At 62.5% G+C, this 26,792-nt stretch carries 22 protein-coding genes and 2 tRNA genes; 16 read left to right on the forward strand and 8 right to left on the reverse strand.

Annotated features, from left to right (window positions below; all coding sequences use genetic code 11):
- Positions 1-3: 3 nt before the first annotated feature.
- On the forward strand, positions 4-789 hold the full coding sequence (locus tag V6K60_RS02170) for a hypothetical protein (RefSeq protein WP_332448870.1): 786 nt from the start codon (positions 4-6) through the stop codon (positions 787-789).
- Here the strand turns inward: V6K60_RS02170 and V6K60_RS02175 are convergent.
- Complete coding sequence (locus tag V6K60_RS02175; protein ID WP_332448871.1) at positions 776-1,750, reverse strand: DHH family phosphoesterase; 975 nt, start codon at positions 1,748-1,750, stop codon at positions 776-778. The two genes, V6K60_RS02170 and V6K60_RS02175, sit on opposite strands and share 14 nt — an antisense overlap.
- 136 nt (positions 1,751-1,886) lie before the next feature.
- Between V6K60_RS02175 and V6K60_RS02180 the strand changes: the two genes are divergently transcribed.
- The 4 genes from V6K60_RS02180 (at position 1,887) to V6K60_RS02195 (ending at position 4,642) form a co-directional block, all read left to right on the forward strand.
- Positions 1,887-1,960: transfer RNA gene (locus V6K60_RS02180), tRNA-Phe, on the forward strand.
- A gap of 109 nt (positions 1,961-2,069) precedes the next feature.
- Positions 2,070-2,142 (forward strand) — tRNA-Thr (locus tag V6K60_RS02185).
- 77 nt (positions 2,143-2,219) lie between these two features.
- Entirely contained in the window at positions 2,220-2,870 is a 651-nt protein-coding gene (locus V6K60_RS02190) for a phosphoribosylanthranilate isomerase (protein ID WP_332448872.1), read from the forward strand.
- A 356-nt stretch (positions 2,871-3,226) separates the two neighbouring features.
- Positions 3,227-4,642: a pyridoxal phosphate-dependent decarboxylase family protein gene (locus tag V6K60_RS02195; protein WP_332448873.1), complete on the forward strand. Its 1,416-nt coding sequence runs from the start codon at positions 3,227-3,229 to the stop codon at positions 4,640-4,642.
- An 89-nt stretch (positions 4,643-4,731) separates the two neighbouring features.
- Here V6K60_RS02195 and V6K60_RS02200 read toward each other — a convergent pair whose 3' ends face one another.
- Positions 4,732-4,947, reverse strand: coding sequence for a DUF362 domain-containing protein (locus tag V6K60_RS02200; protein ID WP_332448874.1), 216 nt, complete (start codon positions 4,945-4,947; stop codon positions 4,732-4,734).
- A gap of 227 nt (positions 4,948-5,174) precedes the next feature.
- Here V6K60_RS02200 and V6K60_RS02205 point away from each other — a divergent pair, with 227 nt between their 5' ends.
- A complete protein-coding gene (locus V6K60_RS02205; protein WP_332448875.1) occupies positions 5,175-7,553 on the forward strand; it encodes a PAS domain S-box protein in 2,379 nt (792 codons plus the stop codon).
- 50 nt (positions 7,554-7,603) lie between these two features.
- Here the strand turns inward: V6K60_RS02205 and V6K60_RS02210 are convergent, their stop codons facing one another.
- On the reverse strand, positions 7,604-8,848 hold the full coding sequence (locus tag V6K60_RS02210) for a ferritin-like domain-containing protein (RefSeq protein WP_332448876.1): 1,245 nt from the start codon (positions 8,846-8,848) through the stop codon (positions 7,604-7,606).
- A gap of 376 nt (positions 8,849-9,224) precedes the next feature.
- On the opposite strand from V6K60_RS02210, the gene V6K60_RS02215 reads away from it, so the two are divergent.
- Positions 9,225-9,698, forward strand: a complete 474-nt coding sequence (locus tag V6K60_RS02215) for an Hsp20/alpha crystallin family protein (RefSeq protein WP_332448877.1) — start codon at positions 9,225-9,227, stop codon at positions 9,696-9,698.
- Between the two features lie 13 nt (positions 9,699-9,711).
- On the opposite strand, the gene V6K60_RS02220 is transcribed toward V6K60_RS02215, so the two are convergent.
- The 3 genes from V6K60_RS02220 to V6K60_RS02230 all read right to left on the reverse strand — a co-directional run bounded on the left by V6K60_RS02220 (position 9,712) and on the right by V6K60_RS02230 (position 13,297).
- Positions 9,712-10,980, reverse strand: coding sequence for a glycosyltransferase (locus V6K60_RS02220; protein WP_332448879.1), 1,269 nt, complete (start codon positions 10,978-10,980; stop codon positions 9,712-9,714).
- A 158-nt stretch (positions 10,981-11,138) separates the two neighbouring features.
- Entirely contained in the window at positions 11,139-11,564 is a 426-nt protein-coding gene (locus V6K60_RS02225) for a response regulator (RefSeq protein WP_332448880.1), read from the reverse strand.
- Positions 11,565-11,566: 2 nt separating this feature from the next.
- Positions 11,567-13,297, reverse strand: coding sequence for a PAS domain-containing sensor histidine kinase (locus V6K60_RS02230; protein WP_332448881.1), 1,731 nt, complete (start codon positions 13,295-13,297; stop codon positions 11,567-11,569).
- Between the two features lie 433 nt (positions 13,298-13,730).
- Here V6K60_RS02230 and V6K60_RS02235 point away from each other — a divergent pair, with 433 nt between their 5' ends.
- On the forward strand, positions 13,731-14,411 hold the full coding sequence (locus V6K60_RS02235) for a 2,5-diamino-6-(ribosylamino)-4(3H)-pyrimidinone 5'-phosphate reductase (RefSeq protein WP_332448882.1): 681 nt from the start codon (positions 13,731-13,733) through the stop codon (positions 14,409-14,411).
- A gap of 52 nt (positions 14,412-14,463) precedes the next feature.
- Here V6K60_RS02235 and V6K60_RS02240 read toward each other — a convergent pair whose 3' ends face one another.
- Positions 14,464-14,931 carry a hypothetical protein gene (locus tag V6K60_RS02240; RefSeq protein ID WP_332448883.1) on the reverse strand — a complete coding sequence of 156 codons (468 nt, stop codon included), beginning with the start codon at positions 14,929-14,931 and terminating at the stop codon, positions 14,464-14,466.
- Positions 14,932-15,174: 243 nt separating this feature from the next.
- Between V6K60_RS02240 and V6K60_RS02245 the strand changes: the two genes are divergently transcribed.
- The 8 genes from V6K60_RS02245 (at position 15,175) to V6K60_RS02280 (ending at position 24,865) form a co-directional block, all read left to right on the forward strand.
- Positions 15,175-16,764 (forward strand): FMN-binding glutamate synthase family protein, encoded by a 1,590-nt coding sequence (locus V6K60_RS02245; protein WP_332448884.1) that lies wholly within the window; start codon positions 15,175-15,177, stop codon positions 16,762-16,764.
- Positions 16,765-16,954: 190 nt separating this feature from the next.
- Entirely contained in the window at positions 16,955-18,088 is a 1,134-nt protein-coding gene (locus V6K60_RS02250) for an NAD-dependent epimerase/dehydratase family protein (protein WP_332448885.1), read from the forward strand.
- 53 nt (positions 18,089-18,141) lie between these two features.
- Positions 18,142-18,888: a hypothetical protein gene (locus V6K60_RS02255; RefSeq protein WP_332448886.1), complete on the forward strand. Its 747-nt coding sequence runs from the start codon at positions 18,142-18,144 to the stop codon at positions 18,886-18,888.
- A 64-nt stretch (positions 18,889-18,952) separates the two neighbouring features.
- Positions 18,953-20,662: a 2-oxoacid:acceptor oxidoreductase subunit alpha gene (locus V6K60_RS02260; RefSeq protein ID WP_332448887.1), complete on the forward strand. Its 1,710-nt coding sequence runs from the start codon at positions 18,953-18,955 to the stop codon at positions 20,660-20,662.
- Positions 20,659-21,543 (forward strand): thiamine pyrophosphate-dependent enzyme, encoded by an 885-nt coding sequence (locus tag V6K60_RS02265; protein WP_332448888.1) that lies wholly within the window; start codon positions 20,659-20,661, stop codon positions 21,541-21,543. Before V6K60_RS02260 ends, V6K60_RS02265 begins: the two co-directional genes overlap by 4 nt.
- Before the next feature lie 87 nt (positions 21,544-21,630).
- On the forward strand, positions 21,631-22,443 hold the full coding sequence (locus tag V6K60_RS02270) for a glucose 1-dehydrogenase (protein WP_332448889.1): 813 nt from the start codon (positions 21,631-21,633) through the stop codon (positions 22,441-22,443).
- A gap of 268 nt (positions 22,444-22,711) precedes the next feature.
- Positions 22,712-24,259: an MFS transporter gene (locus V6K60_RS02275; RefSeq protein WP_332448890.1), complete on the forward strand. Its 1,548-nt coding sequence runs from the start codon at positions 22,712-22,714 to the stop codon at positions 24,257-24,259.
- A gap of 96 nt (positions 24,260-24,355) precedes the next feature.
- On the forward strand, positions 24,356-24,865 hold the full coding sequence (locus V6K60_RS02280) for a nitroreductase family protein (RefSeq protein ID WP_332448891.1): 510 nt from the start codon (positions 24,356-24,358) through the stop codon (positions 24,863-24,865).
- A gap of 27 nt (positions 24,866-24,892) precedes the next feature.
- Here V6K60_RS02280 and V6K60_RS02285 read toward each other — a convergent pair whose 3' ends face one another.
- Positions 24,893-26,785, reverse strand: a complete 1,893-nt coding sequence (locus V6K60_RS02285) for an agmatine deiminase family protein (protein WP_332448892.1) — start codon at positions 26,783-26,785, stop codon at positions 24,893-24,895.
- Positions 26,786-26,792 lie beyond the last annotated feature (7 nt).

Genomic DNA, 26,792 nt, shown 5'->3' on the forward strand with positions numbered 1-26,792 from the left:
AGCATGGCACGACAGATCGCGATACCGGTCCGATCCTTTGGCTCCGAGGTCGGAACGCCCACGATTCAGGAGATCGTAGAGTGGCTGAAAGGGAGGCGCGGGGAGGAGGCGGACCTCACTACCTACCGGCTCGACCGGTCGCTCGACGGACAGGAAGGGGTGACGGTACCGGCCGCCGGGGGTCTCTTCTACGGCGATCGGTTGAGCGGGGCCTTCCCCGGCGTGGAGAAGAGGGTGCTCGTCAACGAGCCGGGAATCGATCCGTCTGTCGTGGCCGCGGATGTACGCTCTGTCCTGGCGAAGCGCAAGGACGCCTGGTTCTCCCTCCCCGCCCCCCACATGCTCGAACTTCGCGATGCTTACATCGACGATGAGGAGGAGTTCAAGGAGACGATCGCGACCACGTATGCCCGGCTCGCACGGGAGATGCGCGATATCGGCGTGAAGGGGCACATTCTGGTCGCGGATCAGGCGGACACGATCGAGTTTGAGGTGCTCGCCGGCCGGAAGATCCTTTTCTTCCCCCGGAACTCGACGACGTTTGACCGGGAACTCCTGCTCGAGTACCAGGATACCCTGGTCCTCCCTCCAGGCGACCTCGACCAGGGACCGGACCTGATGGAGCGGTTCCGCATCAGGAGACTCGTCCTGCTCGATGCGGGGGCAGAGGACCTGGTAGCCGCGGCCGCGTTCGCCGACCCCGATATGCTCGAGGTCGGCGGCTACTGCGAGGACGGTTGCCCGGAGTACTGGAGAGATCTGGTCGACCGGGCGGTCATTCCGCGATAGATTCCGCCACTTCCGCAAGGCGACGGTAGTGGCGGTTCCGCTTTATGAGCCAGAAGAGGAGGCGGTCGAGGAAGGTGAACGCAAACGTGCCCCCGGCCGCGTGGGGATGGCCGCCGCCGGAGAACTCCCGGGCGATGAGGTGGCTGACCGGGGGGACGGAGCGGATGGAGATACGACCATTTGCAGAGACGACCACCTCGATATCGGTGCCAAGTTCGTCGCGGATGGTGTGAGCGGTCTCGCTCGGGTAGCCGTAAAGCGGGGCGAACGCGATCCGGTAACGGCCGGCCGCGATGATGGTGGTGTGCCGGAGGCTCCTGCCTATGTCCCGCTCCATCTCCTGGACGATCCGTTCGTACTCGCCCTCGATCTTTTCGTCGGTGATGACGCCGCGGACGAGGTTGTCGCGGACGTACTCCCGGAACCCCTTCTGCATCACCACCTGGCCGAGCATCTTCGACCGGGGATCCTGGTGTCTCCAGAGGTCGTAGTCGCAGACGACCCGCGCGATCTCCTCGGCCACCGCGTCGCCGGGGGCGAGGTCGCGGGCGACGATCCCGGTGGCGCAGGTGGAAACGTCGATATGGAGGAGGCTTGTCTTCGCATCAACCGCGTGGATCTCCTCGTCCTTCCAGCGGTGGTGGTCGCGCCACTCGATCCGCCATCCGTTTGACCGGGCCTTGGCGAGCCGCTGCTCGATGCCCTTCTGGTAGCCGACATCCGATATGCTGAGCAGGTCGCCCCGCCCCGGAGAGCCGGCCACGGCGTCGAGGTTTGCGAGGAACTTGCCGACAGAGGACCAGATCGTGAAGACCTCACCGTATACCCGCCGGTGAACGGCGTCGCTCCCGACGGCGTCGAGGTCATTGTGGGTGAGGTGCACGACGGCCTCCGTCCTCCGGGAGAGCGCCTGCATCAGGTTCGCGCCCCGGGCATCTAACTTCTGATCACTCCGGCCCATTACACACACTGTTCGTCGGGAAACCAGATAAACAGGCGGCCTTGCACCGCTGTCATCCCGCCACCCGGTGCAGGGGAGAGCCACCCCCCAGAACACAGAATTTATTAAGAACAACAGACAACGTTGTAAGGCAGGAGCCCCTGTAGCTCAGACTGGGAGAGCGCCAGACTGAAGATCTGGTTGTCCCCGGTTCAAATCCGGGCGGGGGCACTTCGAGCAACTTTTCTGACGCCTTCGCTTCACCAGGTAATTATGGGCGTCTGGAGAAGGCCGTGCGAGGGCATTCTGCAGGGCACACCCGGGCGAGAGAGAAGATAGCGCCTTCGTGGCTCAGCCGGTAGAGCGCGTCCTTGGTAAGGACGAGGTCGCGGGTTCGATTCCCGCCGAAGGCTTTTACATATCTCGGCCCGGCAGAGGGGTTTTTATAGAGCTCGAAGACCCTATCTGCCATAACGATAGAGGGAGTCTGATGCGCGTCAAGTTCTGTGGAACAGCCAGTCTTGCGGATATGCGGGCTGCAATCGCCGCCGGCTGCGATGCCATGGGTTTCATCATGGGCGTGACCTATCAGAGCAGCGATTTTGTAACGCCGAAAGAAGCCGCGAAGATGGTCAGGCATCTCCCACCGTTCATCGAGCCGGTTGCAGTCACCCACCTGCAGGAGACGGACGATCTCATCAGGCTGGTAAGAGACTCGCGCTGCACGACGCTGCAGATCCAGGATACCGTCGAACCCTCGGGAATGGATGCCATCCGCGACGCACTCCCGTACCTGAAGATCGTAAAAGCCGTTCACGTAATGGACGAGTCAGCTATAGCGACAGCAAAGCGCTACGAGCCCCATGCCGACGCGCTCATCCTCGACACCAGAACCCGGGAGAAGATCGGGGGGACGGGGATCCCTCACGACTGGAGTATCAGTGCAACAATCGTGGCAAACTCAGCCATCCCTGTGATCCTTGCAGGAGGACTCACGCCGGAGAATGTCCGGGAGGCAATACGGAAGGTCCGCCCGTACGGCGTCGATGTGCATACCGGCGTCAAGAAAGATGGCGTCCGCAACCCGGAAAGGACGCTTTCGTTTGCCCGCGAGGCAAGGGACGCCCCGGTGGAAGACTGAGACACCGCGTCGTCGGTTGACCGGCACCCGAGCACCGATAACTCCTGAGGCCCTCCGTTGCTCCCAGAGGTCAGCATCGCTCTCCCTCGCACGCCGGCCCCATCCGCCCGGACGCAGGCGTGGGGCAAATCCGGATCCCGCCGGGAGTGACGGCTTACGAGCGTATCCCGGCCCCGGAACCGGACGAAGGGACCTGGAGGCCCCTCCATTCAAACGATCATCGATAATAACACAAACAGCAAGGCTACTTACCGGACAAGCTATCCCGCCAAAGGCAATCTGCGAGGAGGTCCGCCATGGAGAGACAGACAAAAGCGCATTCCGAAGAAACTCTGGATCCACAGGATTGGGAGTCCATGCGCGCCCTGGGTCACCGTATCCTCGACGATGCAATGGACTATATCGAGACGCTGCGGGACCACCCGGTCTGGCAACATGCGCCGCAGCAGGTCAAAGATCACTTCGAAGGGCCACCCCCGCTCGACCCGCAGCCGGCCGAGGAGGTCTACGGTGAGTACGTCCGTTCCATTCTCCCCTACCAGCTCGGCAACAGCCACCCGAGGTTCTGGGGCTGGGTTGCCGGTTCCGGGACCGTGATGGGGATGTACGCAGAGATGCTCGCGGCCTCGACCGACGCCGTCAGCGGAGCGTTCTCCTACGTCAGCAACAACTACGTCGAGATGCAGGTCCTCGACTGGTTCAAGGCGCTTCTCGGGTATCCTCCTACAGCAAGCGGCCTTCTCACCAGCGGGTGCTCGGCCTCGAACCTGATCGGCCTCGCCGTGGCGCGGAACGCCATGGCCGGGTTCGACGTGCGGAAGAGGGGGATGTCCGACGCACCGCAGAAGATGACCGTCTACTGTTCGGAGGAGACCCATTCCTCGATCCAGAAGGCCGTCGAACTGCTCGGATTCGGGAACGATGCGCTGCGCCGGATTCCCGTGAACGAGTTTATGCAGATCGACCTTGAGGCGCTGAAAGCGGCTATCGCAGACGACCGTGAGAACGGGCTTCTCCCCGCCTGCGTCGTCGGGGCCGCCGGGACGACCAACACGGCCGCCATAGACGATCTCAACGCTCTCGCGGATATCTGCGCCGCGGAGAGGTGCTGGTTCCACGTCGACGGTGCGAGCGGCGCCTGGACGGCCATCGCTCCCCGGTACAGGCATCTCGTCGCCGGCATGGAGCGGGCGGACTCCCTGGCGTTCGACCTGCATAAGTGGATGTACCTGCAGTACCCCATCGCCTGCATCCTCGTCAGGAACGCCGACGATCATCGCCGGGCATTCTCGCTGACCCCGACGTACCTCGCCCACGGCGAAGGAGAGCGCGGGTTGACCGGCATCGACGTCCCCTGGCTCTCCGATTACGGTTTTGAACTCTCGCGCGGCTTTAACGCGCTCAAGGCCTGGATGACGTTCAAAGAGCACGGCGTCGCGAAGTACGGGCGCATCATCCAGCAGAACATCGACCAGGCGCACTACCTGGCCGGACTGGTCGAGTCCGCTCCGGAGCTTGAACTCGCGCTGCCGGTCTCGCTGAACATCGTCAATTTCCGCTACGTCCGGCCCGGCCTGACCGATGCCGAACTTAACGGCCTGAACAAGCGGATCGAGACAGAACTCCAGGAGAGGGGGATAGCCGTCCCCTCAACCGTCAGCATCCGGGGCAGAAACTACCTGCACGTTGCCATCACGAACCACCGCAGCAGGCAGGAAGACTTTGATCTCCTCGTGCAGGAGGTCGTCAGAATCGGCAACGAGCGGGACTGATGACGGTAGGTTCCGGTCCGGTGGGGATTGCCGGTCCTCCCCGTGCGACCGGCACCGGACTCCTTCTCCCCCGCTCTTCCACTCACACCCTATCCGGCATGGATATCCGTACCCGGATTTTGCGGCAGCAGATCTCGCAGGCCGTAGTTCCTTGAAATCGTGTAAAAGGAGTTGCTGCTCACCGGCCGGTACCAATCGAGACTGATAGCGCCGGACGGGCACTCGTCGACACAGGTCAGGCAGTCAACGCAGAGCCCGGGGTCGACCCTGGCCTTCCCGTCTTCCCTCCGACGCCGGGCGTTCATCAGCGGCGCCTTCGCCCGCCGGCCGGATCATCTTCCTCTGCCGCACTTCCGGGGTCGCTGACCTGCGCCTCCTGGCTACCTCCGGCCGTATTCCCGGCAGGGCCGTCCTCTGCCGACGGCCGCGGGAGAGGCAACCTCCGAACCTCCGATGACAAACTTTACTGCGGATCAGGTTCCACCCCCACCGGAGACGCCAGAGGGCCGAACGCATCATGTCTCAAGTATCAATGCCTGACGAACTGCCAGTCACACGCGCCGCTCTCGACGAACTCGAAGGCTGCCTGCTCCTGCTCGACGCCGATAGAAGGGTCGTGCGACTCAACCGGGCCTTCCGCCGTCTCTTATCCCTGCCGGACGACCGTGACCTCTCCGGAGCGGACGGGATGGCGCTCATCCGCACCCACATCGCCCCGCTCATCGCCGATCCGGAGTTGGCCGGGCGGCTGCTTGAGGCGCTCCGGCGATCGACCCCGATCTCCGGGCTGGAATGCCGGCTCGCCGGCGGCCGCTGGGTGGCATGCTCGGTCCGTGTCACGGACGACGGGATGGTGGCCCTTCTCATCATCGATATCACCGCGAAGAAGGAGAGCGAAGAGAAGCACCGGCAGCTCCGGCAGGAGCACGGGCGCTACCGGGATCTCTTCGACCTCGCCCCCGACAGTTACTTTATCTGCGACGCTTCGGGGCTGATCATCGACGTGAACCAAGCGGGAGCGCTTCTTCTCGGCAGGGAGAGGGAGAGCCTGATCGGGACGTACGGCGAGGATTATATCGTCCCGGAGTGCAGGGATGCCTGCCGTGACCTGATCTCGCAGCTTGAGGCCATGGCCCCTGAGCCCCTGCGCGGGATCGAGGTCTGGATGCAGCCGGCAGCCGGGGAACCCGTTCCCGTCTCCCTCTCGGCCACGGCCGTCCGCAACGACCGGGGGGGCCTTGCGGAGGTCAGGTGGCTCGCCCGCGACATCACCCTGAGAGTGCAGGTGGATGCGGAGCGGGAACGGCTGCTCGCCGAGAACCAGTCGCTCGCTGCCGACTTGGCGGAGGAACGCGACCTCCTCGGCACGGTCATGGAGCATACCGACGTCCACCTGGCCTTCCTCGACGCAGGGTTCCGGTTCATCCGCGTGAACACAGCCTACGCAGAAGGCTCCGGGTACACGAAGGAGGAACTCCTGGGGCGCGGGCACTTCGACCTCTTCCCGAACCCGGAGAACCAGGCAACCTTTGAGCGGGTCCAGGATACCGGGGAGACGTTCAGGGCATATGCAAAACCGTTCACCTACCCGGACCAGCCCGAACGCGGGACGACCTACTGGGACTGGAGCCTCGTACCGGTGCAGGGTGCAGGAGGCAGCGTCCAGGGGATGGTCCTCTCGCTTGCCGAGGTCACGGAACGGATACGGGCGGAGGAAGAGGTCCGGAACCGGAGGCTTGCCGTATTAAACGCGGTCATCACGGCGTCGGCATCCGCGTTCACCCTGGATGAACTCCTCAACAACACACTCGATGCGGTTCTCGACAACTTCGGGTTCGACGTCGGGTTGATCTACATGCTGGAGGGGAGGGAACGGGCCCGGGCCGTCGTCAGGTGCCACCAGGGGGTTCCCGACTTCACCTTGATGCAGAAGCGGACTCTCGACGTCCACCACTGGCCCTATAACCGGGTCTTTGTCGCCGGCCAGCCGTGGTTCATCGAAGGGACGGATGAGACCTCAGGCAGCGACCAGGACGCGCTCGCGGACTTCGGGGTCGTCTCGCTCGCCTGCATCCCGCTCGTCGCCGAGTCCTCGGTCGTCGGGGCGCTCATACTCGGGAGCACCGGGAGGGGGGAGATCCCGCAGGAGGTCCGGCAGATCCTCAAGGCGGTCGGCCGGGAGGTCGGGGCCGGGGTCCTCCGGGGACTGCTCTACCAGAGGCTCGATGCCGCGAACCGGGAGGCGAACCTCTACCTCGATATCCTCACCCACGATATCCGGAACGCCGACAACATCTCAAACATCTACGCCGAACTGCTCAGCGAGAGGCTTTCAGGGGAGGAGCAGGAGTACCTGAAGAAACTCCGGGCAGGCATCGCAAAGAGCATCGAGATCACCTCAAACGTCGCGACCATCCGCAAGATCCGCGAGAACCGGACAGGGGTTCTTCCGATCGACCTTGACCGGGTGATCCGGGATGAGATCGCCCACCACCCGGATGCCCGCATCACGTATGACGGGCCGCGTATGGTGGTTCACGCCGACGACCTCCTGCCGGAGGTCTTCACGAACCTCATCGGCAACGCTGCCAGGCACGGCGGGCCTGACGTCGAGATCGCCATAACCGTCGAGGAGGCGGAGGAGGAAGGAATGGTCAGGGTCACCGTCGCCGATACGGGTCCAGGGGTCCCTGAAAGCGCCAAAGAAGCGATATCTGCTCGGTTCGAGCAGCGGAATGTCCGGGAGAGCACCCATGGTCTCGGCCTGTATATCGTCGGGATGCTTGTTGCACGATACGGCGGCAGTATCCGGGTTGAGGACCGCATACCGGATCACCCCGAATGCGGGGCGGCGTTCCGGTTCACCCTCCGGGAGGCCGAAGGCTGCGAGCCCCCGGGACCGGAAGCGTAGGCGGCGCTCCCGGAGATCTACCTGGACCCCCTCTGCTGTAAAAGGGGAAGTTACCGGGCCGGCACGGTTGCCATGCCCTTCTGCACCCGGCGGGCCATCTCCTGCTTGACTCTCCGGATATTCTCTGCCTGGTCGCGCTCCGCGAGCTCCCGGCCCGCCTTGCCGACGACCTCCTCGCTCGGAACACCCTTTGCGTTCATGACGCGCTGGTAACCGAAACTCGCCCAGTCGTCCGGGAGGTCCCGCATCCGCACGTACTCCATGTTGTTCGGCGCAAGGTCGAGTTGAGCATCGATGACGCTGTTGACGTAGTCCTTGTTCGACTCAAAGACGACCAGGGGCTCGATGACGTCTGCCTTCACGAGATCCTGGATATCCCGCCCCTCGTACTGCTTGATGAGCCGCGCGCACTCGTTGAAGTGGGTTACCTCCATCTTCATGAAGATCTCCCAGATCCCCCGGATCCTCGGATCGCTCTCCTGCTGTACAAAGGAGTAGTAGAGATAGGCCTCGTTGAGTTCCATCATCGCCATCTTCTCAAGCATTGTCTCATTCGGGTCACCGAGCAGCCCATACTGGGTCACGTGCTGCTCCTCGATCTCCGCGATCTCCGCATATAACTGCCGCGCGATCTCGTCGGGGTACATGAACCCGTGCCCCCGGTAGTAGAGCATCGTCTGCTGCTCCCCCGCGGTGATCGTGATGTAGTTCATCTTCGTCTTGATATCGGCCGTGTCCTTGTCGTAGTGCTTCCGCATTGAGTCGAAGGGGTGACGGTGCTCGATGCTCGTCGGCCGGCCCGGTTTGACCTCAGTCTTGCCCTGGACGATCGAGTCGGGGTCGCCGCCCTCGATGTAGTCATAGAGGCAACTGTAGCGGTAGAGGTGATCGAAGTCCTCGAGCAGGGCGAAGTCCAGCGTCTGCTTCACGTAGGGGTCCGGCTCGTTCTGCGCCAGGTTCGCGGTGAGGTCGACCGCAACCTGCTCGTAGCCGAGGGTGGTCTCGATGATCGACTGGTCCGCCGGGTTGAGCCAGTTGATCGTCTCCTGCTGCTGAGAGTCGATCCGCCGTATCAGGGCCATCGCCTTCTTCACCCCGGGATCCGGGTGCATCCGCTCGATCGCGTGCGACATGAGGACAGCGTTGTTCTCGATGCCGTTCATGAGGATGATCCGGGTCCGCGTGTAGGCGTCGACCATCTTCTTGTCGTAAGGTGTCTTGATCATGTCCTTCCAGCTCATGGGCTGCTCCTCGACGGGCATGCCCTCCATATCAAACGGTCTGAATTGAGCCATCGTTCTCCCTCCATAACCCCCGCAGAGCCATCGGGACGGGCGTCTCTGTCCAGATTGCGGCACGAACGATAAGCCGTTCCGGACGTTACCACATCGCAAGAGGGGCGGGGGTTCCGCTTCATACCGGCCACGCCACAAAAACCTAACGGGTGATCTTGAGAAGTGCCATACAGACCCACCCCCGGGAGAATCTGCGTTATCAGCGGCGGAACCGGGGACTTTTCCCTGCCCGCCGGAGTACCGGTCAACCAGAAGACCGCAAGGTATACACTCCCGAAGATGCGGCTGTGCAGGTGGAGACGGTCACGCATCCGCTCGGTACAAAAGATTAAGTGGGTCGACTCAAGAGAGATCCAGACGGCAGGAGGCAAGGGCTATGACAGGAAGAGAAGACGAACTCCGGGACCCCGGGAGACCGGGGTCAGATGAGAAGGTAAACGACCGGGAGACCCCAGATACCCAGACCGGCAGGCTGTCGCCGATCTCCCGCGGGGACAGCCGCGATTTTCCCGACTCCTCTACAGATTTCCGGGTTGACATCCTGGACCACGACGATGAGGTGATCGTCGTTGCAGACCTCCCCGGCGTAGAGGAAGACGCTATCAGGATCAACCTGCTCAACCCGCAGACCCTGCGGGTAACGGCGAGGCGCGCCGGGCTGATCGAGGAGGGGCGAGGCTATGCCACCCAAGAGCGCGGGAACGGCGTCCTGAGCCGATTGATACGCCTGCCGGCGAGCGTAACGGGTGAAGGGGCCAGGACCAGGTTAAAGAACGGTGTCCTCGAGATGCACCTGAAGAAGATGAGGGCCGGGTCCGGGCCCGGGGGGAAGGAGGTCTCCATCGAGTGACCGGGGGGCCCCGTCACCGCGTGGGGCATGTAGCCATTCTGGCCGTCACCACCTGCGGGTGATAGCAGATGACGCTGTCCCGGGCGGTGATCCTCCCGTTGACCACCTGGTCGACGACGGCAAGGTGGTCCTGCACGCCCCGGGGAAGGAGATAGTGCTCCCGGACGAACTCTTTGCCCCGCGTTCCCATCTCCCCGGCCAGCTCCGGGTGCCGGAGGAGGTGGAGGATCCGGTCAGCGGTCTCCTGGATCGTCGAGACCAGGTAGCCGTTCCAGCCATCCTGGATCTGGAGCGGGATGCCGCCGACGTTCCCGCCGATGACCGGTTTTCCTTTCCAGAGTCCTTCGGTCACCGTCAGTCCGAACCCTTCTTTAATCGACTTCTGGACGATCACGTCCGAAGCTCGCTGGAGCGCGTTGATCTCCCGGTGGCTGTCCGGCGGGAGGTCGAGGACATGGATGTCGGGATCGTCCTCGGCCGTCTCGCGGACCTCGCGCAGGACAAGGAAGCACTCCGGGTCGTCGCACGCCCGCCCGCCGACGAGGATGAGCTGGCAGGGAGTCTTCTGACGGGCTCTCTTGAACGACTGGATGACGCCGACCGGGTCCTTAAAGACGTCGTACCGGGAGACCTGGGTGACGATCGGCTTCTCCGGGTCGATGCCGTATTTCGCAAGGACTGCGTCGATCTCGGTCTGGGGGAGGTCGCGGTTCTTCTCGGAGAGGGGGTCGATGAACGGCGGGATGATGAAACTCGGCACATCCCAGAGGGGAAGGTACTGGAAACTTGAGAATATGCTCGCATGGTACTTCTCGACCAGCCTTCGTAAGATATGGCCGATGCTCCCCACCGTTGTGGTGGGCACCGTCTCCAGCTGGACGTGACACCGCCAGAGCAGCCTCTTCTGCTCGAGTTCCCGGGCAGTCAGGAACTCAATGAGACCGAGCGGCTGAGGGTCGTGAACCGTCACGACGTCGCAATCGTCCTCAATAAGCCCCTCATTCTGCCGCTGGGCTTCCCAGTAGGTCTCGACCATCGACGACGAGAACCCGTCCCGCCCCTGGAGGAAGTTGTGGAGCGTCTTCGTGACATCGAAGAACGCAGGTTCGGCCTCCATGATGCTCCAGGTTGTCTCAAGACCGAGTGCGTTGAGGAAAGGGACGTAGGAGATCAGGATCTCCGCGACGCCGCCCCCGTGGCGGGTCGAGTTGATCTCTTGCATCCTGACGCCTGAGAGGCGCTCGGCAAGCTCCTCAACGGCCGAAAATCGTTCTTTTCCCACGATCCGTTCATATTCCTTGAGGGAAGGACAACCAGGTAGATCCGTAACGATCATGCGAGTTCCACTACCGGGCAATACGCTCCGGGCTTATAAAATGCCTTTCGGTGGAGAGCATGCAGGCCCGGGAAAGGTGCCAGAAAAGGTATGGGCCTGAAAAGTTATCCGCTTCGGACCTGCGGGGTGTAGTGAGCGTCGTCGTCCGTATGAGAAGAGGCATCCTGGGGAACAGCCTTCTCCAGTGCCGTCTTCAGCTCGGCGAGCGAGATAGGCTTCTCCAGGACGCCGACGATATCATCAGCATACCGCGAGTACTCCTCGGGCCAGACATGCTTTGCGGTGAAGAGCAGGACCGGGATATGCTTGAGTTCCTCGTTCCGCTTCAGTTCCTCCAGGAACTGCCATCCATCGATGGGGGACATCATCACGTCGAGGATGATGAGCGCGGGCTTCTCTTTCTTGAGCATCCGCAGAGCATCCCACCCATTATGGACCAGAAGAGGTTCGCGGTCGATCTTCTTGAGTAATAGTTCCATTACTTCCAGCGTCGGCAGGTCATCGTCGACGACCATGATCTTCTTTCCCAAATTTATGCCTCCTTTGGTAATTTGATGGTGAAAGTGCTCCCCTCGCCCACCGCACTCGTCACCGTTATCTCTCCTCCATGCAACCGGATATATCCCTCCGCAATCGGGAGCCCCAGGCCGATCCGATCACCTTCGGGGTCCTGTTTTCCAGGGTCCCCGATATAGAACGACCCGAAGATCGCGTCGATACTATCCTTGGGGATACCGATGCCATTATCACACACCATAATATAATGGTTGTCATTTGATTCGGCATAGCGGATCCATACTTTCTTTGGCGGTTCATTATACTTAACCGCATTCGATATCAGGCTCTCCACTGCCAGGTAGAGCCGATCACGATCCCCCCATATATGGGTGCTTTCCGGTATTTCGTTGTAAAACTGAGCCTCTCGGTCGTACGCACCATCGGAGATGACGGAGTCGACCAGTCGGCGGAGGGGCATGTCCTGAACAGCAAGCTCGATGGGATCCATCGTCAGCAGGCTCAACGCGACCATCCGCTCGACCACCGCCCGCTCCTGCCCTGCGCACGCAAGGCAGGTCGCAAGAAACTTCTCCGTCTCTCGCGCGAGACCGTAGTGCTCGGGGTTCTCGACAAGCATCTCCAGGTAGCCGATGAGCGGTTGCAGGGGTGTGCGCAGTTCGTGGGAGAGCGTGGCAACAAGCCCCTTCCACTGATCAACCTCCCACGCCATCTGCCTGCAGGCGATCCTCTGTCGCCGGATCTCGCTTGAATCGCGCGCCGACCCTACAACACCAATGAGAGAGCCGTCCGCCCCGGCATACGGGGCAAGGGTGACGGAGAAGGTGTGCCGGACACCAGCTATTGCAAGGTCAAGATCGTATTGAGCGCTCATCTGCTCAAGGATCACCGCTTGAACCCATTCCATATGCCGGCGAGCAAGGTCAGGGGGGAGGAGGGCATCTACACCCCGGCCGACGAGGTCGCCGGGAATTATCCCGTGCTCAGAGGCGCGCAGCCAGGAGAAGTGCAGGATGCACCCCGTGGCATCCTGTATGAAGAAGATGTCGTTTGATTGCTGGATGAGTTCAGTCAGGCGCTCGTTTGACCGTATGAGGCTGTTGTGCTCGGCCTCGAGGCTGCCGACATCCACAACCGTACACTCAAAGAGGTTCTCAGGGACCAGCGCCCGGCAGGAGAGGAGGACCGCCCGGGCATCGCCGTTCTGTGTGCGGAACGTCGTTTCGGCATTCCCGATGTAACCCTCCCGTTTCATCTCCTCGATGAACCAGGCCTTGTCGCCCTCATCTGCCCAGAACATCTCCGCCGGGAGACCTATGAGGTCCTGTGGGGTGTACCCGAGGATATCGGCGCACCGCTTGCTGACGCAGAGCAGGCGGAGTGTTTGCGGGTCGCAGAGAAACTTCGTATCATGGGTATCTCCGAGGATCTGCCTGCACCGGGAGGCGGTCAGGCGGGAACTCCGCGAAAAGAGCGTCGTGGCTCCGAAGACCCAGAAGAAGAGCGCTATATGCAACCCCGTCATTACAACATCTATGGTAACGCCGAGGACTGATAGATACGCCTGGATAAGTGCGAATCCTGCAACCAGGAGTCCGGTTACCCAGACCCCCTTCTGCGGGAACCAGAGAGCGACAAGGAGTATTGGGATGCAGTAGATCAGGGGGTAGATGTGAATGGCGTTGTAATCCGGCGCAACAGACGTCAGCATCAACGATACCGCCGAGAATGACACTAACACGATCATCTTGACGATATCCGTCCCGGTAAACAGGTTTTTTTGAAAACGACTCAAGGAATATCGGTTCCGGGACATACAGAATAGAGAAGGTATCCTAGGGGATGTATATAGAGTATTCGGAATCCAGTCGAACGAAAGACATTATTTCCAGAAAAGAAGAATTATTCTTTGAGTTCAGGGGATGGATACCAAACATTTCCCCGATTCCCGGAGAGGAGCGTGAGCACCGCGAGGTGTGAGGTGCGACAGACGAGACGCCCGGAGCACGAGAAGCCATCAGGCTTCGAGGCGCGAACAGAGTGAGCGTGAGCACCGCGAGGTGCGAGATGCGACGGACGAGACGTCCGGAGCATGAGAAGCCATCAGGCTTCGAGTAACCACGGGGTTCCGCATCGCCCAGAAAGAGAGCTATATGAAGGTCGTCGTGTAACCCTAGAACATGCGCCCGTTTGTCTTCATCAACGTCGCCATGAGTGCCGACGGGAAGATCTCGACGCGAGAGCGGCGGCAGGTGAGGATCTCAGGAGACGAAGATTTCTCACGGGTCGACCGGATCAAGGCGGAGAGCGACGCCATTATGGTCGGCATCGGCACCGTGCTCGCCGATAACCCCTCGCTCACCGTCAAGTCGGAGGAACGCCGGGCCGGGCGGAGAGCGGCCGGGAGAGACGAGCATCCCATCCGGGTGGTGGTGGATAGCGAGGGAAGGATCCCCCTCTCTGCGGACATCCTCCACAAAGGGACCGGGAAGCGTATCGTCGCCGTCTCAGCAAGGGCACCCCCCGAAAGGGTGGAGGCTCTTCGAGAGCACGCCACCATCATCACCGCCGGTGACGAGGCCGTCGATCTCGCGGCCCTTCTTGAGGAACTCTACCGACAGGGCGTCCGGCGCCTGATGGTCGAGGGGGGCGGAACCCTGATCTGGACGCTCTTTGAGCAAGGGCTCGTCGACGAACTCCAGACGTTCGTCGGCAACATCGTCATCGGTGGGAAGGACGCGCCCACGCCGGCAGACGGCACCGGGTTTCTCCGGGAGGCGGATTTTACACAGTTACGCATCATCGAGGCAGTCCGGCTCGACGACGGCCTGCTCATACGATGGAGCGTGGAGAGGCAGTAGGCAGGAAGAGCCCCCCTGCCCCGTGCTGGATCGCAAAAAAAGGTCGTGAAGGTTACGGGACTTTCACGATCTTATCCATAATCTTGAAGGGAGCATTCTCGGTGACGTATGCAACGGTTATCTCGACCCGGTTCTCCCCTTTTGCGTTCTTGATGGTGAACTCTTTCCCCCGGGTGATCTCCATCGAATCGGTGACGACCTCCCCGTTTGCTTTGGTCACGCGCACATCGATGCTCGTTAGGTAACTCTGGCCGGCACCGCCAATGAAGGTGACCGTGAGATCGCTTGTAACCCGCGAGGGGTAATTTTCGGTGATCTGGAAACTAATCTCTTTTCCCGGCGGCATCGTCTGTGTCGGGCCGGGTGTCAGCGAGACCGGGGCCGTGGGCGCAGGTGTTGCCGTGACCGTCGGAGTCCCCGTCTGGGACGGCGCGGGAGTATCGGTGGTACCCGTGCAGCCGGCGCAGAGCAAACATGCGACCAGGAGCACGGTCAGAGCAGATAGCAACCTGAAGTTCATAAAGCATTGATACACATCAAGGTATTTCACCTTTTCGCCATCCTCGCGGCATACCGGAGATACAAAGATATAAAGTAGCTGGATAGTGCTATCGGGTGGCGCGATCCCTGGAGCCGCACGACCGGGGCAGCGGCGGAGGAGACCCGCAGGAGGTTTCGGTCTATCCAGGATCGAATAGCGGTTCATTAGAAAAATTTATATTTGTAGGAAGGAACCTTCTATCCATAAAATAGCGGTGCAACCATGAACCTGCGAAGACCGAATGCGAACGAAGCGACGGGAACGACCAACCGCTCCCGGGATGTCACGCCCATGTCCGGCATCTGCAGCCGGTGCGTCGACGGGTGCAAGGGAGCCTGCGAGATCTGGCTCTCCTCCTTCCGGGGCAGAGAAGTGCTCTATCCCGGCCCCTACGGCGAGATCACTGCCGGTGCGGACAAGAACTACCCGGTCGATTACTCGCACCTGAACATCCAGGGCTATGCCAGGGGTGCAAAGGGGCTGCCGGAAGGCGTCGAAGCCGGCCCCGACACCGCGGTCTTCTCTGCCGTCGATACCAGGACCGAGTACGGATGGGGCATCAAGGTTCCGATGCAGATCCCCATCTTCACCGGGGCGCTCGGGTCGACCGAGAGTGCCCGGGTAAACTGGGAGCACTTCGCCATCGGGGCCGCGATATCGGGCATCACGCTCGTCTGCGGGGAGAACGTCTGCGGCGTCGACCCGGACCTGGTGCTCGACCACAACGGAAAGGTCAGCAGGTCGCCCGAGATGGACCGGCGCATCGAGATCTACCGGGGGTTCCACGACCGGTACGGCGAACTCCTGGTTCAACTGAACGTGGAAGACACACGCCTCGGGACCGCCGAGTATGTCTCGTCAAAGCACAACCTGGAGACGATCGAACTGAAATGGGGCCAGGGCGCAAAGTGCATCGGCGGCGAGATCATGGTTGACAACCTCGGGCGGGCGAACCAGTTAAAAGACCGGGGCTACATCGTTCTCCCGGACCCCGAGATCCGCGAGGTCCGGGCAGCCTTCCAGGACGGCGCCATAAAAGAGTTTGAGCGGCACTCCCGTCTCGGCTTCGTCACCCGGGAGGGGTTCCTCGAGGAGGTCGACCGGCTCCGGGAGATCGGCTTTAAGAGGATCACCCTCAAGACCGGCGCCTACTCGGCCGTCGAACTCGCGATGGCGATCCGTTACGGCGCCGAAGCGAAGATCGATCTCCTCACCATCGACGGCGCGCCCGGCGGCACGGGGATGAGTCCCTGGCCAATGATGAACGAATGGGGCATCCCGACCTTCTACATCGAGTCCCTCGCCTACCAGTTTGCCGAGCGGCTCCGGGCACGGGGCATCCGGGTCCCGGACATGGCCATCGCCGGGGGGTTCGCAGACGAGGCGAACGTCTTCAAGGGGCTCGCCATGGGAAGCCCCTATATCAGGGCCGTCTGTATGGGTCGCGCCCTCATGATCCCCGGCATGGTCGGGAAGAACATCGCAAAGTGGCTCGAAGCAGGAGAACTCCCGAAGACCGTCTCGAAGTACGGCCGAACCAGGGAGGAGATCTTCGTCTGCTACGAACAGCTCAAGGAGAGATACCCCGGCCGGATAGACGAGATCCCGCTCGGGGCGGTCGGGATCTACACCTACGCCCAGAAGTTCAGGACCGGGCTTCAGCAGATCATGGCCGGGACCCGGAACTTCAATCTCAGCACGGTCGCCCGAAACGACCTGATGGCCCTGACCGAAGAGGCGGAAGCGGTCTCCGGCATCCCGTACGTGATGCGGGCCTACCGCGACGCTGCCGAGGCGGTCCTCGACTCGTAAGCCGGGGAGCGTTCCGGGCGGGGGGAGGCACCCCTCCCGGCCGGACTTGGGGGCTCGCAGGGCAGGTCTCCCGGGCAGGGAAAATCAGGTCAAGAATGCACCTGATACCACTAATCTCCAATTATCTATTTTATCTAACTATCGCGATAATATTTAATGTGAAGCGTGCGTCAGGTATGCCCGATACATCATGGATACAGATACCAGTCCGACCCTCCTCATCACCGGGGGGGCAGGATTCATAGGGTCGCACCTCGCCTCGGAACTGCTGCAGCACGGCTATCACGTCCGTATCCTCGACAACCTGACGCCACAGGTGCACGGTTCGGAGCGGCTCCAGCCCCGTCATCTCGATCGGCGGGCGGAGGTCGCCGTCGGGGACATCCGGGACCCCCAGAGCGTGCAGGAGGCTCTCGAGGGGATCGATTCCGTCATCCACCTGGCGGCAGTCGTCGGGGAGCGAGCGAGCATGTACCAACTCGAGAAGTATATGAACGTCAACTCCACCGGGACCGCCGTCCTCCTTGAGGCGTTGCTGGACCATCAAATCAAGCGCCTCGTCGTTGGGTCAAGCAGCGCCGTCTACGGGGAAGGGCTCTACTGCTCGTATAACGGCACCACCTACCCGAATGTCCGGCGCTCCCCCCGGCAGACGGCACGGGGCGACTGGGAGCCCCGGAGCCCGGACGGGGAGGTGCTCTACCCCCTCCCGACGCCGGAGACGAAGGAGGTGTCGCCGCACTCTGTCTACGCCATCTCCAAGTACGATCAGGAGGAGATGTGCAGGATGATCGGCGAGGCCTACGGTATCCCGACGACGATCCTCCGGCTCTTTCCGGTATACGGCCCGCACCAGGGGTATGCCAACCCCTACTCCGGCATGCTGACCGAGTATGCGGCTCGCCTGCTCCAGGGTCTCCCGGTGCGCCTCTTTGAAGACGGATATCAGCAGCGTGACTTCGTGAACGTTTACGACGCGGCGCGCGCCTTCCGCCTGGCCCTGGAGTCGCGCGGGGCCGCCGGGGAGACGTTCAACATCGGGAGCGGCCGCCCCCACACGTTCCGGACCGTCGCGAACCTTCTTGCAACAATAACCCGGCGGCCACACCTCGCCCCCGAGGTGACGGGGGCCGTCCGCGTGGGCGATATCCGTCACTGCATCGCGGACATCAGCCACGCCCGGGAGACCCTTGGTTACGCCCCGGAAGTCCCCCTCGAGACGGGCCTGCTCGACCTGGTCTCCTGGGTCGAGATGGAACTTATAGAGCAGCAGAAGGTCCCTGCACCCCTCGGGACGCAGAAATCGTCGCGCCTCCAGGTCTGAAAGCCGTCCGGGGCTCACCTTTATTTTTCTTGCCGTGCGTATCTTCCTGTACCATGCGCCTCAGTCTCCGGACCTGGGAAGTACGGCTCGGGATCGTCCTGGTTGCCCTATCGGTCGCCACGTACACCGTAAAGTACCTCCTGCTCGGGGACCTCGAGAACACCTACCAGTACATATTCAACGCTCTCGGGTTTCTCCCGATCAACGTCCTTCTGGTGACCCTGATCTTGAATCAACTCCTGAGCGTCCGGGCAAAGCGCGAGAGACTGGATAAGTTGAACATGGTCATCGGCACCTTCTTCTCGGAGGTCGGGACCGGGCTCCTCACGTTCCTCTCGAACCGTGACCCGGGTCTCCCGGAGATTCGGCGGGATCTTATCGTGACGGATGCCTGGACACCGGAGATCTTCTCCGGGATGCATGACCGCCTCCAGCACCACCGCTACGGTGTCGCCGTCGATGCCGCGGACCTGGAGGAACTCTGCCGCTACCTCAAAGGGCGGCGGGACTTCCTCCTTCGCCTGCTTGAGAACCCGGTCCTTATGGAGCACGAAACATTCACCAACCTCCTCAGGGCGACCTTCCACCTCACCGAGGAACTCGAGCGGCGGGGAGGCTTTGCCGGGCTCCCGGAGAGCGACATCAGGCACCTCGAGGGGGATATCGGGAGGGTATACCGTCTTCTCACCGGAGAGTGGCTCGGCTACATGGAGTACCTCAAGCGGAACTACCCCTACCTCTTCTCGTTCGCGATGCGGAGCAACCCCTTCGACGAGACGGCATCGTCGATTGTCCGATGAGAACTCGCGCGAGAAATTAGCACAATCCGTCGATTGTTCTGGCTCACGCGAGACCAGATCCGTCTTGCGGCACAACCTATATACCCGCGAGGAGGCAACGCCACGCCTGATCACCATGAGCGAATACTCCGTACTGATCGGCGGAAAGGCCGGGGAGGGCATCAACACAGCCGGGCTCTCCATCGCCGGCCTCTTCTCCCGCCTTGGCTACCGCACCTGCATGTACTTCGACTATCCCTCGCTCATCCGGGGCGGGCACAACTTCGCGATCATCCGGGCCTCAGAGAAGACGATCGGGGCGCACCGCACCCCGGTCGACGTTCTCCTCGCCTTCGACCAGAAGAGTATCGAGAACCATCGCCAGAGGATCCATGCCGGCACGACGGTCATCTACGATGCCTCGCAGGTGGTGAGGGGCGAGGGCTACGGCCTCCCGCTCGACCAGATCGTCAAAGAAGAGAAAGCGCCCCCGATCACCAAAAACTCCGCGATGCTCGGGGCGCTCGCGCGGGTGGCGGGCATCGGGCGGGAGGTCCTCGAAGATGTCCTCCGGGCGAGCGTCCCTGCAAAGCACCTGGATTCAAACCTCCAGGTCGCCGGGCGGGGCTACGACGCCGTGGGAGACGTCTTCACCGTCGAGCGGCTCGAGAGACCGGCACTCCCGGTCCTGACGGGGAACGAGGTGACCGGGCTCGGGCTCGTTCACGGTGGGCTTGAGTCCTACGTCGCTTACCCCATGACCCCGACATCAAACCTCCTCCACTTCCTCGCCAACCGTGCCGAGGACCTCTCCATCAAGGTCCTTCATCCCGAAAACGAGATCAGCGTCATCCTGATGGCACTCGGGCTCGCCTACGCAGGCGAGAAGACAGCGGTCGGCACCTCGGGCGGCGGGTTCTGCCTGATGACCGAGGGCCTCTCCCTTGCCGGGATGTCGGAGATCCCCGTGACGATCGTGATGGGGCAGCGGCCTGGCCCGAGCACCGGCATGCCGACCTACACCTCTCAGACCGACCTCCATTTCGTCCTGAACGCAGGCCAGGGAGAGTTCCCCCGGCTCGTCGTCGCCCCCGGCGACCTCGCGGAGACCTACACCTGGTCGGCGACCGCCCTGATGCTCTCCTGGAAGTACCAGGTGCCTTCGATCATCCTGACCGACAAGACGCTCGCGGAGGGGGCCTACTCCTTCGATATTGGAGCCGTCGTCCCGCACCCGGACCGGGAACCCGTGCTCTGGGACGGGAGCGGGGAGTACCGGCGGTATGCCGGGACCGAGAGCGGAATCTCGCCGCTCGCCTTCCCGGGAAGAGAAGGTGCCGTCGTCAAGGTGAACAGTTACGCCCACGACGAGGCCGGGTTCACCACGGAGGCGTCGGAAGAGGTCCTGAGGTCCCGGGAGAAGATACACAGGAAAGAGGAGAGCCTCTCAGCGGAACTTGCCGCCTACCCCGCCGTGATGACCTACGGTGCACGGGACGCCGGGATGACGGTCGTCTGCTGGGGGTCGGAGAAGTGGGCGTGCATCGAGGCCGCCGAAAAACTGGGGTGCCGGGTCGTCCAGCCGCTCGTTCTTGCGCCGTTCCCCATCCGACAGTGGAAGGAAGCGATGATCGGGGCCGGCAAGGTTGCCTGCGTCGAGAACAACGCCACGGGCGAGCTTGCTCGCCTCCTCCGGCAGCACGGCTTCGACCCCGGCCGATCGGTCCTGAAGCACGACGGGCGGCCGTTCGCGGTCGACGAACTGGTTGCACGGCTCGGGGAGGTCTTCGGATGAGGCCGGAGCAGCCCGCCGGAAAGGCGGCCGGCGGCCTCATCACCCGGGCCGAGAACACCTGGTGCCCCGGGTGCGGCAACTTCTCGATCCAGCACATGATGAAGTCCGCCATCGCCGAACTCTCGGAGGAGGAGGGGATACCCCTCGAGAACTTCGTCCTCCTCGGCGGGATCGGGTGCCATGGGAAACTGATGGACTATCTGAACGTCAACAGTTTCTACGGTATCCATGGACGGGCGATACCGGCGGCCACGGGGATACGCCTTGCAAACCCGGATCTCAAGGTGATCTGCCACGTCGGGGACGGGGACACCTACGCCGAAGGGCTTGCCCACCTTCTCTTCGCGGCGAAACGCAACAGCGATATCACGGTCATCGTCCATGACAACCGGGTTTACGGGCTGACGACGGGGCAGTACACCCCGACGTCGCCGTCCGGTTTCAAAGGCCGCTCCACCCCCGGCGGGATCACGGAGCACCCCATCAACCCTCTCGAGATGGTGCTCGCTGCAGGGGCAACCCACATCGCGCGGGGCTACACGAAGAAGGTCAGGCACCTGAAAGACCTCTTCAAGGAGGCGATCATGCACCGCGGGTTCTCGCTCATTGACGTCCTCCAGATCTGCGCGACCTACTTCAATCTGACCGACTACTATAACGAGCACGCCTACGAGCTCGCAGAGGGCGAGGTCGAGACCGGCCGGTTTGAGAGCGCCCAGGAAAAGATCCGGGAATGGAACTACGACCGGGAGGCGCCGATCGCGCTCGGAACGTTCTACTCGGTCCAAAGACCGATCTACGAAGAGCATTTCCAGGCATTCACCGCAGAAGATCCGGATCGGAGGGCGCTCGTCCGGAAGGTGATCGATGAGTGGCAATGAACTCCGGACAAGACTTTCATAACCCACCCGGGCCCTTGCGACCCGGGACGGGCGACCCTGCCCGACCATGAGGTGAGATGAGACGAGATGAGAGGACTGGAAGGAAAGAACGTCCTGATCACCGGCGGCTCGACCGGCATCGGCCGGGCAACAGCGATCAGGTTCGCGGAAGAAGGCGCGAACGTCGCGATCAACTACCGCTCAAGCGAGAAAGAGGCGGCGATCACGCTTGAGGAGGTGCGGGAGACCCATAGCAGCGTCCGCAAGAAGGGGCGTCGGGAGATGCTGATCCAGGGGGACGTCGCACGTGAAGAGGACGTCAAGCGCATCTTCGCGGGAGTTCTCACGGCGTGGGGGAGGCTCGATATCCTGATCAACAACGCAGGCATGCAGACCGAGAGCCCGACCCACGAGATGAGTATGGACGACTACGACCGGGTCCTCGCGGTGAACCTCCGGAGCGCGTTCCTCTGTTCCCGGGAGGCGGTGCGGCACTTTCTCGACCGCGGGGGCGGGGGCGTGATCCTCAACAATTCCTCGGTTCACGAGACCATCCCGAAACCGCACTACGCCCCCTACGCCACGAGCAAGGCAGGACTCGGAGCCCTCGGGAGGACGCTCGCGCTCGAGTACGCCGGAGACGGCATCCGGGTCAACATGGTCGCTCCGGGTGCGATCGAGACACCGATAAACCAGGAGTGGACAGAACACCATGCGAAGAAGACGGAGGCGAAAGGGCATATCCCGATGGGCCGTGTCGGGCAGCCGGAGGAGGTTGCTGCAGTATTTGCCTTCCTTGCATCCGATGAGGCCGCCTACATCACCGGGCAGACGATCCATGTGGACGGCGGGCTGACCCTCTATGCCGACTTCAGGACGACATGGTCCTCGGGGAGTTGAGGGAATGTCGAAGCCACAGGAGATCTTCCGTGGCCCAATCCAGGAACAACCGTGATTCCTTCCGGAACCCCGCCGGAGGATTCCAGCAAGCCACGGGGTTTATTCAAGCAGATTAATATAATTCCATTTTTATACAATATGACCCGAAAAAGGGCGCCCGTGCAGGGCCTGCTGCCGGGTCTCCGGCGTGGAGGGCTCCACCCCCTCCGCCGGGTAGCCCCGAAGCGAACGATTCTGTGAGCACCAGAAGAGGATACCCGGGTTACGTATGGTCTTTGAGGCAAAGGAGAACCTGACGGACGAAGAAGTCCAGCACGGCTTAAAACTCGTCATAAAGGACGGTCTTGCCACCCAGGCGATGGTGACGCTGACCGGCGGCATCTTCCTCGTAGCCTTCGCCCTGCAACTCGGGGCATCGAACACCATCATCGGCCTGCTCGCCGCCATCCCGCCGCTCGCAGAACTCCTGCAGATGCCTGCTATCTACATCGTCGAGCGCGTGCGGAGGCGGAGACTGGTGGTCGTCGCGGCATCGCTTGCCGCCCGTCTCTGCTGGATACCTATCATCCTGATACCGTTCTTCCTCTCGCCGGAGCAGGGGATATTCGTGCTCATCCTCTCGATAGCCTTCTACTCGTCCTTCTCAGCGGTCTCCCACTGCGGCTGGAACTCCTGGATGCGGGACCTCATACCGCAGGACCGGCTCGGAGCCTTCTTCTCCCACCGCCTGACCCTCTCCACAGCGGTTGCGCTCGTCATCAGCCTCGTCGCCGGTTTCTTCATCGACTCCTGGGAGGCCGTCTTCCCGGACCTTGCAGCCTACGGCTACTCCCTCCTCTTCCTCCTCGGGCTCATCGCCGGCCTCATCGGGATCACCTTCCTCGTCCGCACGCCCGAGCCCCGGATGGTCGTCGAAGAAGAGGAAGACGGCCTCTTCGCCGCCATCCGAAAGCCTTTTGCGGACCTCAACTTCAGGAACCTGGTCATCTTCCTCGGTTCGTGGAACTTTGCCGTCAACCTGGCGTCGCCGTTCTTCACGGTCTATATGCTCCAGAGGATCGGCCTTGATATCTCGCTCGTCGTCGCCCTCAGCGTCCTCAGCCAGGTCATGAACATCATCTTCTACCGGTCATGGGGCAGGGTCTCCGACCGGTTCTCCAACAAATCGGTGCTCGCCGTGAGCGGCCCGCTCTTCATGCTCGCGATCTTCGCCTGGATGTTCGTCACGCTCCCGGATGTCTACGTCCTGACCTATCCACTCCTCATCCTCATTCACATCCTAATGGGGATCTCGCTTGCGGGGGTCTCGCTCGCCTCGGGAAACATCGGCCTGAAACTAGCCCCAAAGGGTCAGGCGACCAGCTACCTCGCAGCGAGCACCTTTGCAAACTCGGTCGCCGCCGGCGTCGCGCCGATCCTCGGCGGGCTTTTCGTGGACTTCTTTGCCGAGCGAGAGCTCATCTGGACCCTGATCTGGAAAGATCCCGTGCGAGAACTCGTCTTTGTCACCCTCGACCTGCAGCAGTGGGAGTTCTTCTTCCTCTTCGCCTTCCTCCTCGGGCTCTACTCCCTCCACCGCCTGGCGGCAGTGCAGGAGGAGGGTGAGGCGATGGAGCAGGAGGTCGTCAACGAACTCATCGCAGGTGTCCGGCGGGATATGCAGAACTTCTCCCCGGCGGGGGGTCTTCGGGATATGGTGAAGTTCCCCTTCTCGTCCATCAGGAACCTCCAGAAGAGGAGGCGCCAGGAGCCGCCCGAAGAAGAGACGGCCGAGGAGGGGGAGGGGGCAGAGTCCCCGGATTCCCGGCGCCCATAGCCCCGGTCCGCGGGGCAGGAGCATGGAGGGGTGGCACACCACCCAGGGCCTCGCTATCGAATGATTCAAGCCACAACCCGCCCATAGAGCGCCACAATGGATGCCCTCGAAGCCATCATGACCCGGCAGAGCGTGCGGGAGTATGCCGCCCGCCCGGTTCCGGCCGGCACTGCGGAGCACCTCCTCGCCGCCGCGATGCAGGCCCCGTTCGCCGGGAGCGAGGAGCCCTGGCACTTCATCGTCATCGACGACCCCTACATTCTTGACAGTATCCCGGCGATCAGCCCCTACGCAGAGGTCCGCACCCCCGCACCGCTCGCAATCCTCATCTGTGCAGACCTGCAGCACCCCGGAGGGGGCGGCTTTCCGGTGCAGGCCTGTGCCGCAGCGACGGAGAACCTCCTCCTCGCCGCCCATGCGCTGGGCTTCGGAGCCGCCTGGACCGCCGTCTATCCGGACCCCGATAGGATGTTCGGGTTTGCAAACCTCTTCTCGCTCCCGGAGGCCATCGCCCCCTTAGCCCTCGTCACCATCGGTTATCCGGCCGCACGTCCTCCGCCGGTCGATCGCTACCGCGAGGACCGGGTCCACCGGAACGCCTGGTGACGCCTCTTCCCGTGAGGATATCGAGGCCTACCCCGGCGACGGCTGCTGCTGGCTGATGCAGTGGATCGCGCCAAGACCCGCGACCATCGCCGTGCAGTCGATGCCGACGACCTCCCGGTCGGGGAAGACCTGCTGAATTCGCGCAAGAGCGACCTCGTCGTTTGGGTGCCCGAAGACCGGCACCAGCACGACGGTGTTGCTGATGTAGAAGTTCGCGTAACTTGCCGGCAGCCGCTCTTCCCCGCCGACCCTTCCCGGCATCGGGAGCGGGACGACCGTCAGGGGATTGCCGTCCTGGTCGGTCGACGATTGGAGGAGATCGTAGTTCTCCTGCAGGACGGCGTAGTTCTCGTCGTCCTCGTTCTCCTCGACGGCGCAGAGAACCGTCGTCGGGCCCACGAACCGGGCAACGTCGTCGATATGGCCGTCGGTGTCGTCGCCGGCGATACCCTCCTTCAACCAGATGACGTGACCGGCGCCGAGGTAGGCCTCCAGGTAGGCCTCGATATCCTCACGGGAGAGGTGCGGGTTCCGGTTCGGATTCAGGAGGCACGCCTCCGTCGTGATCACCGTGCCGCACCCGTTCACCTCGATCGAACCGCCCTCGAGGACGATCCCGGGCGTGAAGATGGGGAGGCCCAGGTCACGGTTCATGATGAGCGGGACCCGGGTGTCCTTCATGAGTTCCGGGTACTTCTCCCCCCAGGCGTTGAACGTCCAATCCACCATCGCAAGGCTCTCCGCCTTCTGGTTGACCACGAACGTCGGCCCGTAGTCCCGGAACCAGACATCGGCATAATCGACGATGTGGAACCGGATGCCGGCCGTATCGATGCCCTCCTCTTCCAGCATCGCTGTGACGCGGGTGCGCATCGCCTCGCTCGTGACGAGGAGGTCAACGGTCTCAGACCCCCGGAGCGCCGCGATGATCTCGACGTAGGCCCGCTCCGCGCCGGCAAGGTCGGGGAACGTCTCCCGGTCATGGGGCCAGGAGAGCCAGACGGCATCGTGCGGCTCCCACTCCGCCAGCATGCGGTAGCCGGAGAGAGCAGGGGTCCGGCCCGGCGGGAGCCGCCGGGTGAGCGCCTTATAGGTCTCAGGCCGCCGGTTCCGGAAGAAACCCCAGCCTTCCCGGATCGTCTCGTTCTCTGAGAAGTCGACCTCGACGATGAGGACCTCTTCGGCGGTCTCGCTCGCCCGGGCAAGAACGTTCCCGAAGGCATCGGCGACGAACGAGCTCCCGAAGAACTGGATATCCCCCTCGGCGCCGACCCGGTTGACGGCGGCGATGTGGACACTGTTTGCGATCGCATGGCCCCGTTGCATCGTCTCCCACGCCTCGCGCCAGTCGCCTTCGGGCGCCTCCTCCCCGGCGATCCTCCCGATGGCGGTCGGGTAGATGATGAGCTCCGCGCCCTGCAGTGCAACCGTCCTCGCGGCCTCCGGGAACCACTGGTCGTAACAGATGAGCACGGCAATCCGGCCGTACCGGGTGTCGTAGACCCGGTAGCGGTCCCCCTGCCGGAAGTAGGCCTTCTCGTAGAAGAGCGGGTCGTAGGGGATATGCACCTTCCGGTAGGCTGGGAGGAGCAGCCTTCCATCGGCATCGATCACCACCGCCGTGTTGTAGTATTCGCCGGATGCCGCCCGTTCGTAGAGCGGCACGACGATGACCACCTCGTGCTCCCGGGCAAGCGCCGCGAACGCTTCGGTCGAGGGACCCGGTATGGTCTCGGCGTAGATGGAGGCGTCCGTGTCCTCATACTGCGGGAAGTAGGGGAACCGGTAGAGTTCCTGCAGGCAGAGGATCCGCGCACCCTTCGCGATTGCCGCTCTCGCCATATCGAGGATGTGGGCCAGGTTGCGGTCGGGGTCGCTCTCCACCGCTGTCTGGATGAGGCCGATCGTTTGCGTGCTCATCGTATCA

This window comes from Methanoculleus sp. (assembly GCF_036677455.1).
In the GTDB taxonomy this organism is placed as follows: Archaea; Halobacteriota; Methanomicrobia; order Methanomicrobiales; family Methanoculleaceae; genus Methanoculleus.